This is a genomic window from Allohahella marinimesophila (genome assembly GCF_039538005.1).
Taxonomy (GTDB): Bacteria; Pseudomonadota; Gammaproteobacteria; order Pseudomonadales; family Oleiphilaceae; genus Allohahella; species Allohahella marinimesophila.
Map to the genome: position 1 here is coordinate 146,880 of NZ_BAABBO010000018.1, position 12,573 is coordinate 159,452.

11 protein-coding genes and 1 tRNA gene are annotated in these 12,573 nt (G+C 53.5%); 1 reads left to right on the forward strand and 11 read right to left on the reverse strand.

Annotation, left to right across the window (positions count from 1 at the left end; genetic code table 11):
- Positions 1–82 precede the first annotated feature (82 nt).
- The 10 genes from rbfA to ftsH form a co-directional block, all read right to left on the reverse strand.
- Positions 83–529, reverse strand: coding sequence for a 30S ribosome-binding factor RbfA (gene rbfA / locus ABD735_RS17230; protein ID WP_344808767.1), 447 nt, complete (start codon positions 527–529; stop codon positions 83–85).
- Positions 529–3,129, reverse strand: coding sequence for a translation initiation factor IF-2 (gene infB / locus ABD735_RS17235; RefSeq protein ID WP_344808769.1), 2,601 nt, complete (start codon positions 3,127–3,129; stop codon positions 529–531). Before infB ends, rbfA begins: the two co-directional genes overlap by 1 nt.
- Before the next feature lie 21 nt (positions 3,130–3,150).
- Entirely contained in the window at positions 3,151–4,644 is a 1,494-nt protein-coding gene (gene nusA / locus ABD735_RS17240) for a transcription termination factor NusA (RefSeq protein WP_344808771.1), read from the reverse strand.
- Positions 4,645–4,671: 27 nt separating this feature from the next.
- Positions 4,672–5,196 (reverse strand): ribosome maturation factor RimP, encoded by a 525-nt coding sequence (gene rimP, locus ABD735_RS17245; protein ID WP_344808773.1) that lies wholly within the window; start codon positions 5,194–5,196, stop codon positions 4,672–4,674.
- Between the two features lie 233 nt (positions 5,197–5,429).
- A tRNA-Leu gene (locus ABD735_RS17250) sits at positions 5,430–5,516 on the reverse strand.
- Between the two features lie 55 nt (positions 5,517–5,571).
- Entirely contained in the window at positions 5,572–6,027 is a 456-nt protein-coding gene (secG, locus tag ABD735_RS17255) for a preprotein translocase subunit SecG (protein ID WP_425548625.1), read from the reverse strand.
- A gap of 8 nt (positions 6,028–6,035) precedes the next feature.
- Entirely contained in the window at positions 6,036–6,818 is a 783-nt protein-coding gene (tpiA, locus tag ABD735_RS17260; RefSeq protein WP_344808775.1) for a triose-phosphate isomerase, read from the reverse strand.
- Positions 6,819–6,943: 125 nt separating this feature from the next.
- Positions 6,944–8,281, reverse strand: coding sequence for a phosphoglucosamine mutase (gene glmM, locus ABD735_RS17265; protein WP_344808777.1), 1,338 nt, complete (start codon positions 8,279–8,281; stop codon positions 6,944–6,946).
- Entirely contained in the window at positions 8,278–9,105 is an 828-nt protein-coding gene (gene folP / locus ABD735_RS17270; protein ID WP_344808779.1) for a dihydropteroate synthase, read from the reverse strand. The genes glmM and folP overlap by 4 nt, the downstream gene beginning before the upstream one ends.
- 62 nt (positions 9,106–9,167) lie before the next feature.
- A complete protein-coding gene (ftsH, locus tag ABD735_RS17275; protein ID WP_344808781.1) occupies positions 9,168–11,126 on the reverse strand; it encodes an ATP-dependent zinc metalloprotease FtsH in 1,959 nt (652 codons plus the stop codon).
- Positions 11,127–11,668: 542 nt separating this feature from the next.
- On the opposite strand from ftsH, the gene yhbY reads away from it, so the two are divergent.
- Positions 11,669–12,064: a ribosome assembly RNA-binding protein YhbY gene (yhbY, locus tag ABD735_RS17280; RefSeq protein ID WP_425548626.1), complete on the forward strand. Its 396-nt coding sequence runs from the start codon at positions 11,669–11,671 to the stop codon at positions 12,062–12,064.
- Positions 12,065–12,091: 27 nt separating this feature from the next.
- Here yhbY and greA read toward each other — a convergent pair whose 3' ends face one another.
- Complete coding sequence (greA, locus tag ABD735_RS17285; RefSeq protein WP_344808783.1) at positions 12,092–12,571, reverse strand: transcription elongation factor GreA; 480 nt, start codon at positions 12,569–12,571, stop codon at positions 12,092–12,094.
- Positions 12,572–12,573: the final 2 nt, after the last annotated feature.

Sequence of the window (12,573 nt, forward strand, 5' to 3'; positions counted from 1 at the left end):
GCTAGCTCTGGGATCGTGGGACATAAAAAAATACCGTACATGAAAACGGCGGGAGATCCCGCCGCTTGATAATCACTGAACATCAGCTGTCTTTGGGCTCGCCGTCCGACTGATCCGGGGCGACATCATCACCGTCAGCTTCTTCGGAGCCGGACCGGGCACGATCCTCGGCTCGGGCTTTAGTGATCAAGGCGCTGATATGAAGTGAGTTATACAGCGCTGTATCATGATGGAACCTGAGTTGCGGGAGCACCCTGAGCTTCATCGCCTTGCCCAGCTCCGACTTCAGGAAGCTACTCGCATCTTTCAGAACAAGCAGTGCCTGCTGAATGCCGGCATGATCGTCCAGATCGCTCTGGTTGAGCTGCGTGACATAAATATCAGCGTAGCCGTAATCCTTGGAGACCTTCACACTGTTCACCGTGATCATGCCAACCCTGGGGTCCTTCACGTCACGTTGAATAATGCGAGCAAGCTCCTTCTGCATCTGCTCAGCAATACGCTGCTGCCGACTAAACTCTCTTGGCATTACAGCGTGCGCTCTATCTGAACCCGGTCGAAGACCTCGATCTTGTCACCGATCTTCACTTCGTAGTTGCGAACACCGATACCGCACTCAGTGCCTGATCGAACTTCAGCAACATCATCCTTGAAGCGACGCAGAGACTCGAGTTCACCTTCGAATATAACAACGTCATCGCGTAGAACCCTGATCGGCTTGCTACGATAGACGGTGCCTTCGACAACGATACAACCTGCCACCTGACCGAACTTCGGCGACTTGAAGGTGTCACGCACTTCAGCGATACCGAGAATATCTTCACGGAATGCCGGAGCCAACATGCCAGTCAGCGCAGCCTTCACATCATCAATGATGTTATAGATGATGCTGTAGTAACGCAGCTCGACGCCTTCACGTTCGAGAATCTTGCGAGCCGTACCATCGGCCCGGACATTAAAGCCGACGACGATGGAGTTGGTCGAGACTGCAAGGTTGGCATCGGTCTCTGAAATACCACCAACCCCAGAACCGACGACATTCACCTGAACCTCCTCGTTACCGAGATCGTTCAGCGAGCTGATAATGGCTTCGAGCGATCCGCGGACATCAGTCTTGACGACCATGTTAAGGATTTTCGTTTCACCTTTGCCCATGCTCTGGAACATGTTTTCCAGGTTGGTAGACTGCTGTCTCTGCAGCCGTTCACTTCTGACTTTTTCCTGACGGAAGGCTGCAACTTCGCGGGCCTTTCGCTCATCAGCAACAACTACAAACTCATCACCAGCTTCAGGAGTTTCGTTCAGGCCCAGTATTTCTACCGGCGTGGACGGCTCGGCTTCATCGACAGTCTTGCCATGTTCGTTGAGCATCGCTCTGACCCGACCATACTGCTCACCAGCCAAAACAATATCACCCTTTCGAAGCGTACCGTTCTGCACCAGAACAGAAGCCACGACACCACGCCCCTTGTCCAAACGTGATTCAATGACCACACCGCGGGCTGGACCTGATTTCACTGCCGTGAGTTCGAGTAATTCCGACTGCAGGAGTATTGCATCCAGCAGATTGTCGATGCCTTCGCCTGTATGGGCGGAAACATTGACGAACTGAACATCGCCACCCCACTCTTCAGAGATGACATCGAGTGCCGAGAGCTCATTCTTGACGCGCTCTGGATCAGCATCTTCCTTATCGATCTTGTTGACCGCCACGATGATAGGCATGTCAGCTGATTTCGCATGCTGGACAGCTTCCTTGGTTTGCGGCATTACGCCGTCATCAGCAGCCACGACCAGAATGACAATATCTGTGCTCTTTGCACCACGGGCCCGCATTGCAGTAAACGCAGCGTGACCAGGCGTATCCAGGAACGAAATCTGTCCCTTGTCGGTTTGAACCAGATATGCACCGATGTGCTGTGTGATGCCGCCAGACTCACTAGCTGCCACCTTGGCGCGGCGAATATAGTCGAGCAAGGAGGTCTTGCCATGATCGACGTGACCCATGACGCTGACGACCGGAGCACGCGTAGTCACTTCGCCTTCATAGACGATAGAGTCCATCATTTCCGTTTCGACTGCGTCTTCACGGGTGAGTGTGACCTTGTGGCCCATCTCTTCGGCAACCATTTGAGCAACGTCCTGCTCAATGACCTGATTGATGTTCGCCATGACGCCCATACCCATGAGCTTCTTGATGACCTCACCGGATTTAACGGCCATCTTCTGGGCAAGCTCACCTACGGTGAGTGAATCAGGTATGGAAACATCCCGCGTGATCTTGGCAATATTCGGATCGACCGAAGAAGAACCACCGCGCCGCTTGCGTCGCATACGCGGTGCTTTGGCACGAAGCGAGCGAGGCGCATCTGCTGTTTTTGCGGTAGTGAACTCAGCTTCGACTTCAGTTCGTCGAGGCTTGGCAGCCGCAACCTTCGGCTTCTGTTTCTTGACCGGAGGCGTGTCTTCCTTATCCTCACGAGTACCAGCTTCTTCCTTATGCCGTCGATGCTTGCTCTTCTTGGCTTCTTCAGCCTCAGCAAGGGCAGCTTCCTTGGCAGCACGATCAGCCTCTTCTGGCGTCACAGCCTTCGAAGGCTGCGCAGCAGGCTGCTTCTCAGCTTCAGCGGCAGGCGCCTTGGATTCCGGTGTATCGCTAACCGCTTCTGCTGTCTCTGCAGGCGAATCGGCTGTAGCCGATGCTGATTCTGCCGGTGCGACCTCAGGTGATGCAGACTCGGCGGTCTCGACCGGCTGCGATGTAGCAGCCACTTCGGCTTCTGCTGGTGCCGCCTGTTCTGCGGGCACTTCAACTTCCGGCTCCGCTTCCGCTGTGATATCAGCGCGTTTGACGTAAGTCCGTTTTTTCCGCACTTCAACGTTCACGGTTTTGGAACCAGCCGAACGCAGCTTGCTGGTCGTCTTCCGCTTCAGTGTGATTTTTCTGGGCTCAGCAAAAGCCTCACCGTGGCTCTGCTTAAGATGCTTCAGCAGGGTCTGCTTTTCGTCATCAGTAATTACATCAGAAGCGCCACGCCCCTGAATGCCGGCTTCCGCCAGTTGCTGAATAATCTTGTCGACCGATGCACCAACATCGTCCGCAAGTTGTTTGACTGTCACTTCTGCCATCTGAGCGTCACGCCCCCTATTTTATTCCTGTGCTTCAAACCAAGGCTTTCGAGCGGTCATAATCAATTCTGCCGCTTTGCCTTCGTCGATCTCAGGAATATCAATCAAATCATCAATCGCCTGTTCGGCGAGGTCTTCCATCGTTACGATGCCACGACTGGCCAAAACATATGCAAGGTGTCGATCCATACCTTCCATCGACAAAAGATCCTCTGCAGGCTCAACGCCTTCAAGTTGTTCCTCTGTCGCCAGAGCTTTACTTATCAGTCGATCTTTCGCCCGACCGCGCAATGCGGTCACGATTTCTTCGTCGAAGCCATCAATGGCAAGCATTTCTTCCATTGGAACATAGGCTACTTCCTCTATCGAGGTGAAGCCCTCCTCCACAAGGATCTCTGCCAGCTCTTCATCGACATCGAGCTCGCGAATAAAGACATCCCGGTATTTACCAGACTCTTCTTCCTGCTGCCGGCCAGCTTCTTCTTCGGTCATCACATTGATGGTCCAACCGGTCAATTCAGATGCCAGACGTACGTTCTGCCCGCCCCGGCCAATCGCCATGGCGAGATTGTCTGCAGCTACTGCGACCTGCATCGTATGAGAGTCTTCATCAACGATGATTGATGCGCATTCGGCTGGCGCCATGGCGTTCACCACGAGCTGGGCGGGATTATCGTCCCATAGCACAATATCGACCCGCTCATTATCGAGCTCACCAGACACTGCCTGTACCCGTGCGCCACGCATGCCGACACAGGCTCCTACAGGATCGATACGGCCGTCATTCGTCTTCACGGCTATCTTGGCTCGCGACCCCGGATCACGGGCGGCCGCCTTGATTTCGATGACTTCTTCGGCGATTTCAGGCACTTCTATTCGGAAGAGCTCAATAAGCATGCCGGGATTAGTCCGGCTCAACACCAGTTGAGGCCCTCGATTATCCTGCCGAATATCATGTAAAAGAGCTCGGATACGATCGCCCACCTTGAATGACTCACGGCCAATCAACTGATCCTTGGGCAGGAGCGCTTCAGCGTTACTGCCAAGGTCGACGATGATATTGTCACGGGTGACCTTCTTGACCACACCATTGACGAGTTCGCCAACGCGATGACGATAGTTATCGACAATCTTGATCCGCTCGGCTTCTCTGACCTTCTGAACAATAATCTGCTTCGCTGCCTGGGCACCAATTCGACCGAATGCTTCAGGCTCGATTTCTTCCTCGTAGATGCTACCCGGCTGCAGAGATTTATCTATCGCCTCTGCTTCCTGCATAGTCAGCTCTGTACCAAGGCCAGGCACGGCTTCGTTATCAACAACGAGCCAGCTACGATACGCCGTGTAATCGCCAGTCTTCCTGTCAATCACGACGCGGACATTGGCATCCTCATCTTCGAAGCGTTTCTTGGTAGCAGTAGCAATGGCCAGCTCGATCGCTTCGAAAATAACGCCTTTATCGACACCTTTTTCGTTGGACACTGCTTCGACAACGAGAAGTATTTCTTTGTTCATTTTATCCCCAAGTACCTGAAAGCGCCTTTAAAACTGAGGCACCACATTGGCCTTATCTATGTAATCGAACGGGAAGACATGCTCTTCGTTATCTGATTCAAGCACGATCTCGTCCCCCTCTACGGCCTTGAGCAGCCCTTTGAATTTCCGACGGCCGGCGTGCGGTGAACGCAGCCTGAGCTCAATAACTTCACCGACATTGGCTTGATAGTGCGGCAGATTGAAAAGCGGTCGATCCCAGCCTGGCGACGACACTTCAAGTGTATAGCGTCCAGCGATGATGTCTTCGACATCGAGCACTGCACTGACCTGTCTACTGGCCTCAGCACAGTCATCAACGGTGACACCGGCATCTCCATCCTTATCGATGTAGATTCGCAATAAGGATCTATTGCCCTGCGCATGAAATTCAAGCCCCCAGAACACATAGCCAAGGGCTTCGATCACACCAGATATCGTCTGTTCTAAATCATCTTTCCTGGACACGCCTGTCTGGACCTTCAATGCTTGCGTTAAAACCGGCACAAATAAAAAAAGGGCTTTATAGCCCATGTGATCAATTGTGCAGCAAAAACACTTCCTGCCAACACAATTTTAAGTACGGAGCGGAAAACTCACTGCATCCAGCACCGGGCCGTGATTATAGGCATCTTCGCCTAACTCGGTCAACGCTGGAAGAAAGAGCGGACAACCCGCTGAGGACTGATCGGAAACCGATCTTGGTTTAGCCAGCGAGCACACCTATTCAGGCGTTAACCGGACTGCTCTAAACATCTTACAATAAATGGTGCCGAAGGCCGGACTTGAACCGGCACGTCCTGACGGACACTACCCCCTCAAGATAGCGTGTCTACCAATTTCACCACTTCGGCAGTGAACAACTAACTGAACAAAACTCTTACCCGGGCGAGGGAACCCGACAACACTTTAATTCGACTCAGAGCCTTCATCTGCCGACTCCATGTCGGCATCAATTGTAGGCATGTCTGAATCGGAGTCAATAGCTGGAGCCGATTCAGACTGTTCAACAGGCTCTTCAACTCGCAACTCAGGCAAGTCATCATCTGATGAAACGTCCGCATCGATACTTTGATCTTCGATCATCGTTGGCAGACCCAATGGGTTCATTTCAACGGTAACGCTGCGCTGTTTGGCCAGATACGCAAGCGCGAAGCTCGTCAGAAAAAATATAAGCGCAAGCCAAGCCGTCATCTTGCTCAAAAAGGAACTAGAGCCCTGCGAGCCGAAAACGGTTTGAGAAGCTCCACCACCAAAGGCAGCACCTGCATCAGCACCTTTGCCATGCTGCAACAACACAAGACCTATCACCGCAACGGCGACGATAACGTGCGAGACTACAACAAGGATTTCAATTGAATCCACTTGAGTTCCTATCCTTCTACCAGCGCATCAGCAATGCGCACGATTTCAACGAATTCATCTGCATCCAATGATGCACCTCCAATGAGGGCGCCATCGATGTCGGCCTGGCGGAAGAGCTGACCAGCATTCGCTGACTTCACGCTACCCCCATATAAAATCTGTACTTTACCTGCTTGCTCGCCCAGCGTTCTGGACATTTCTGACCGCAGCGTAGCGTGCATGGCTTGCGCATCTTCGGCGCTCGCCGTCTTTCCGGTCCCTATAGCCCAGACAGGCTCATAAGCTACAATAACTCGTTCTTTTGCTACGAGCTCTGCCAGATCCATATTGCCGAGCACTGACATCAGTGTTCCCAGCTGTGCACAGCAAACTGCTTCAGCCTGACCTGACTCCCGCTCCTGCAAACTTTCTCCAACGCAAAATACGACGGCCATGTCTGCAGCCAATGCACGGCGCGTCTTCGCTGCCAATGCCTCTTCGTTCTCCGCCAGTATCTGCCGGCGCTCTGAGTGGCCTACTATGACAGCTGAGCACCCGTACGATGCAAGCATTTCCGCAGCCACTTCGCCGGTATACGCACCGACCTCGAAGCTCGAACAATTCTGCGCACCGTAGTGCAATTCAGAACACAACACCTGGGCTTCAGCCAACGATGTATAGGGTGGAAATATCATCACGCTTACATCTGGCCTCAACTGATGCAGACCCTCATTTACGGCTGCCATCAAATCCGAGGCTTCTACTCGGCCACAATTTGATTTCCAGTTGCCTGCTATGAGCAGTCGACGCATCAACATTACCTGATAAATTTGCCTGAATCGCTTCTTATAGGCAGCTCGCGAGACTATTAACAGCCTCAATTCAGCGAGGTGCGAATACTACAGAATGCACGCAGAGGTTACAAGCGCAACCTTAATTACATTGAGGTCCTGACGACGTCTGCGAGCATTTCTGCTTGCGACCGCACCAGCGCTTCATCACTGCCTTCTACCATCACCCGTATCAGGGGCTCGGTTCCAGAGGCCCTGAGCAACACTCGCCCCTCTCCCCCAAGCTTTGCCTCAGCTTCACTGAAGGCCTTTTCGACCGCGGGAATCTGCATCGGATCACGCTGCTCACTGATGCGCACGTTTATCAGAATCTGCGGCACCTTGGTCATATGCTGCTTGAGCTCGTGAAGCGACTGATCGGCTTCAAACATCGCCGCTAGCACCTGTAGACCCGAAATGATGCCGTCACCTGTGGTCGTGTTCTCGAGGCAAACGATATGGCCGGAGCCCTCTCCGCCCAACAACCAGCCCCGCTTGCGTAGCTCTTCCATGACATACCGATCACCAACCTTTGCACGCACGAAGGGTATATCGTGCTCCTTGAAGGCTAATTCAGCACCGAAATTGGTCATGAGCGTGCCGACCACACCACCTCGCAGGCGGCACTGTGTCTGGCGTGATCGGGCAATCATGAAGAGGATCTCATCGCCATCGACAACCTCACCCTTATGGTCAACCATAATGACACGATCGCCATCGCCATCAAGCGCAATGCCGAGATCGGCTCCGAGCTCCAGAACTTTTGCGGCGAGTCGCTCAGGACTCGTCGCGCCGCTTTCACGGTTGATATTGAGACCGTCAGGATCGACGCCAATGGCGTCCACTTTGGCGCCAAGCTCGCGGAAGACCTTTGGGGCCACCTGATAGGCTGCACCCTGTGCACAGTCGACCACGATATGGAAGTTTGCAAAGCTCATCTGGAAAGGGACTGTACTTTTGCAGAATTCGATATAACGCCCCTTGGCGTCATCGATCCTGGTCGCACGACCAAGCTGGTCTCCGCCGACAACTTCAATGTCGTGATCAAGCAGGGATTCTATTTCCATCTCGACCGAATCAGGCAACTTGACCCCTTCAGGGGAGAAAAACTTGATGCCATTGTCGTGATACGGATTATGCGAAGCGCTGATGACAACGCCTGCTGAGGCGCGGAACGTTCTGGTGAGATAAGCTACAGCTGGCGTTGGCATGGGGCCGAGAAGGGCGACCTCCATACCTGCGGCGGCGAAACCGGCTTCGAGAGCTGACTCAAACATGTAGCCGGATATACGCGTATCCTTGCCTATGAGGACTCTGTTCCGCTTGCCCTCCTTGCGAAATACACGACCGGCAGCCCAGCCCAGTCGGAGCATGAACTCCGGTGTGATTGCACCCTTTCCAACCTCGCCACGAATCCCGTCCGTGCCAAAATACTTCCTTCTCATAACTGTCCTCTCACAAAGGCGGCTGCCACTTTAACGGCATCAATAGTTTCGCGCACATCGTGCGTCCGGATCACTGCAACTCCGGCTTGCGCCGCGATTGTTGCGACCGCCAGACCAGCTGCCAGACGCTCGTCCAAAGGCTGACCGGTCAGTTGCCCCAGCATACTCTTACGCGACACGCCGACAAGTAGAGGCTGGCCAGACGCAACAAAGCGTGGGAGCGCTTGCAGAAGCTGCAAATTATGTTCGATTGTCTTGCCGAAACCGAAGCCAGGATCCCAGGATATGTTCTCTCTGGAAATACCTGCCTGCACCGCAGCATCCGTTCTGGACTTCAGAAACTGCTCGATTTCGGCTACGACATCAGTATAGGCAGGATTCTGCTGCATGGTCTCCGGCGTCCCCTGCATATGCATAAGACAAACCGGCACATTACAGCGACTGGCAGCTTCAAGGGCGCCTTCCCTGGATAGCGCGCGAATGTCGTTGATCATCGACGCCCCTAACCGTATAGCTTCCGTCATGACTTCTGGGGTACTGGTATCGACGGAGACCGCCACGTCGCTAATTTTTCGCAAAGCTTCAATGACCGGGCAGACGCGCTCCAATTCCTCGCTGACCGAAACTGCAGCAGCTCCCGGCCGGGAGGACTCGCCGCCGATATCGATAATCGAGGCGCCTTCGTCCACCATCGCCAATGCTCGACGCAAGGCGAGGCCTGTAGTGGCATGGAGACCACCATCAGAAAAAGAGTCCGGGGTCACGTTCAACACCCCCATAACGGCGGGTGGATGAGTCTTTGATAGGAACGATATTTGTGTCATGGAAGTCTTCAAGTGAAAAAAGCCCGGACAGAGCCGGGCTTTTTCATTAGGCAAGAGGGACCTCAGTGATTGCTTGCGGTACCGCCGATTGTTGGCTTTCCGCCACTTTCAGGGCGCTGGGAGCCGCCAGCATCCGGCGCATCACCCGTAGCCGAACCTACTGAACCACTGCCAGAGTCTCCGCCGGGCGGTTTGCTGCCATGCCAGCCTTTCGGCTCTGGTGGCTCCTTGCCAGCCATGATCGCATCGATCTGAGCAACATCTATGGTTTCGTAACGCATCAGCGTATCAGCCATAAGATTCAGCTTGTCCATATTCTCTGTCAGCAATTTCCGGGCGTGCTCATAACAGTCATCAATGATCTTCCGGACTTCATCATCGATACGCTGAGCGGTTTCTGGAGAATATACTTTCGGCGAGTTGCCGGCAGAACGACCGAGAAAGACTTCTTCCTCGTCATCGTCATACATTAGTGGGCCAAGCTTGTCAGAAAGACCCCACTTGGTCACCATATTACGAGCAATTTCAGTGGCCCGCTTTATATCGTTTGAAGCGCCGGTTGTCACGCCCTCCGACCCAAGTGTCAGCTCTTCTGCAATCCTTCCGCCGAACAGCGAGCAAACCCTGCTGATAAGACTCTGGCGACTATGACTATATCGATCTTCCTCAGGAAGAAACATCGTGACACCCAGAGCACGGCCACGAGGGATGATACTGACCTTATACACCGGATCGTGCTCAGGCATCAGCCGTCCAACGATGGCGTGTCCAGCTTCGTGAAACGCAGTGTTACGCTTTTCCTTTTCATTCATGACCATGGACTTGCGCTCAGCGCCCATCATGATCTTGTCTTTGGCCAGCTCGAGTTCAACCATGCCTACTGAACGCTTGGTGCCACGCGCAGCAAATAGCGCAGCTTCGTTGACGAGGTTGGCAAGGTCAGCACCTGAGAAGCCTGGTGTACCACGAGCAATGACAAGGGGATCCACGTCGTCTTCAAGTGGCACTTTTCGCATATGCACCTTGAGAATTTGCTCACGCCCAAGGATATCCGGCAAACCAACTACGACTTGTCTATCAAAGCGGCCAGGGCGCAGCAGAGCTGGATCGAGCACGTCGGGTCGGTTAGTCGCCGCAATCACGATGACGCCTTCGTTACCTTCGAACCCATCCATTTCAACCAGCAATTGGTTCAGAGTCTGCTCACGCTCATCATGACCACCGCCGAGGCCGGCTCCACGATGACGACCTACCGCATCAATCTCATCAATGAAGATGATACACGGGGCCTGCTTCTTGGCCTGTTCAAACATGTCACGAACTCGTGACGCGCCGACACCAACAAACATTTCAACGAAATCCGAACCTGAAATGGTAAAGAAAGGTACTTTGGCTTCGCCAGCGATAGCCTTGGCGAGCAGCGTCTTACCTGTACCAGGCTGACCTACTGCGAGAATACCACGTGGAATACGACCACCCAGACGCTGGAATTTAGATGGGTCTTTAAGGAAATCAACGATCTCCTTCACCTCCTCCTTGGCCTCATCACAACCTGCGACATCAGCGAAAGTCGTCTTGATCTGGTCTTCGCCCATCAGGCGAGCCTTGCTCTTGCCGAAGGACATTGGGCCGCGACCGCCGCCACCGCCCTGCATCTGCCTCATGAAGAACATGAATACGGCAATGATGACGAGAATAGGGAATGATGCGACTAGAAGCTGCTGCCAGATACTCTGACGCTCAGGCTCCCTCCCTTCGATGGCCACATTGGCTTCGCGCAGATCGTCTATCAAACCGAGATCAAGAATCTCTGGCTTGACGGAAGTGAACTGCGATCCATCCTGCCGCTGCCCTTCGATGGTCATGCCATCGATGGTGACTTTGCTCACCTGCCCAGACTCCACCAACTGGAGAAATTCCGAATAATCAACCTTTTGATTACCGGCGGGCACGTTGAAATTATTGAAAACCGTAAGCAGGACTGCTGCAATGATCAGCCACAACAGCAAGTTCTTGGCCATGTCGTTCAAGGGGATACCCTCATAAGTTCAATGGGTGTGATCTGCTGATAACTCAGATCATGTTGTAATCTAACACACGCGGGCACATTTGGCCTGTTCAAAGCAGCGCCGGCACATTGCAGCCGATTACGATTCAGCAATGTCATCAGTGAGCCTGTTCATCCTATCCACCATTGAATCCGATGACCATGAGATGAATTTTCCCGATAGCGCGAGCATGGGGCGTCAGGTTTACCGACCCTCACACTGAGTATATACGGAGCGCCGTCGTTCCAGGAGCTGTATCCAGACAGCATCCTGTACCCAATCATATGTGGGGTCATAACCGAAATTACAAGGTCAGACGGGTCGCCGTCCAGTAATGATAGCAGCTGCTGACGAATTGCTTCCTTATCGAACTCACCATCGGCGCACCTCAAGGTCATTGACCGCCATCTTGGTCCGCGGCGTATCGCCAGAGGGGCTGAAGAGGCTATAATGCCCGACCAGCAGGCGCTCTTACCAGACGCCTTTCAAGCAGTCCTGCCAGCAGATACACCTTTATGACAGATCAATATAGCAAGCGTTCGCCCAAGCGAGTCGACACTCCCTCAACGCGCCCGGCCCAGAGCTCCAAGCTCAAGACTATCGACAAGAAAAGCCTCCGCGCTATCGCCCACGAACTCAAGCCGGTGATTATCGTTGGCGAAAAGGGACTCACTGACACGGTCATTGGAGAAGTTGAGCGCGCACTGGCTGATCATGAACTCATCAAGGTCAAGCTTGCCAGCAACGATCGGGACGAGCGCAAAGAGATCGTCGAAGCGATCATTGCTGCGACCAAGGCCACCCAGATTCAGCTCATTGGTAAAGTTCTGGTATTGCTAAAACGCTCCAGAGAGCCGAAGCCAGGTCTATCCAACCTGATCCGGTTTCAAGCTTCGGCAGGCAAGCGTTAGTCGCGCCTGCCTCCGAGGTCTCAAGCGCTACTCCAGATGCTCGACCTTCTCGATCTCGAATTCGACGTCACCACTGGGCACGCGAACCATCACCACGTCGCCTACCTCCTTGCCTATCAATGCCCGAGCAATTGGAGACGACACGGAAATTCGACCATTCTTGATGTCGGCCTCGTCCTCGCCCACGATTCTGTAGGTTGAGGTCGCTTCGGTCTCGATATTCACTATGGTAACCGTCGTGCCGAAGATAACCTTTCCGGTTTCAGGAATTGTCGTCACATCGATCACCTGAGCGTTCGACAGCTTGCTTTCGATTTCCTGTATGCGACCTTCTGCAAAACTCTGCTGCTCGCGGGCAGCGTGGTATTCGGCGTTTTCCTTGAGATCGCCATGTTCCCTTGCGTCGGCGATAGCCTTGATAATCTGTGGCCGTAACTCTGTCTTGAGGTGAGTCAGCTCTTCGCGAAGCGAGAGTTCACCCGCTTTGGTCATTGGAATCCTGCTCATAA

What these genes read in the sequence shown, in the direction of transcription:
- rbfA (WP_344808767.1), bottom strand. Translation starts at nt 529, where the DNA reads ATGCCAAGAGAGTTTAGTCGGCAGCAGCGTATTGCTGAGCAGATGCAG.
- infB (WP_344808769.1), bottom strand. Translation starts at nt 3,129, where the DNA reads ATGGCAGAAGTGACAGTCAAACAACTTGCGGACGATGTTGGTGCATCG.
- nusA (WP_344808771.1), bottom strand. Translation starts at nt 4,644, where the DNA reads ATGAACAAAGAAATACTTCTCGTTGTCGAAGCAGTGTCCAACGAAAAA.
- rimP (WP_344808773.1), bottom strand. Translation starts at nt 5,196, where the DNA reads ATGGGCTATAAAGCCCTTTTTTTATTTGTGCCGGTTTTAACGCAAGCA.
- tpiA (WP_344808775.1), bottom strand. Translation starts at nt 6,818, where the DNA reads ATGCGTCGACTGCTCATAGCAGGCAACTGGAAATCAAATTGTGGCCGA.
- glmM (WP_344808777.1), bottom strand. Translation starts at nt 8,281, where the DNA reads ATGAGAAGGAAGTATTTTGGCACGGACGGGATTCGTGGCGAGGTTGGA.
- folP (WP_344808779.1), bottom strand. Translation starts at nt 9,105, where the DNA reads ATGACACAAATATCGTTCCTATCAAAGACTCATCCACCCGCCGTTATG.
- ftsH (WP_344808781.1), bottom strand. Translation starts at nt 11,126, where the DNA reads ATGGCCAAGAACTTGCTGTTGTGGCTGATCATTGCAGCAGTCCTGCTT.
- yhbY (WP_425548626.1), top strand. Translation starts at nt 11,669, where the DNA reads ATGACAGATCAATATAGCAAGCGTTCGCCCAAGCGAGTCGACACTCCC.
- greA (WP_344808783.1), bottom strand. Translation starts at nt 12,571, where the DNA reads ATGAGCAGGATTCCAATGACCAAAGCGGGTGAACTCTCGCTTCGCGAA.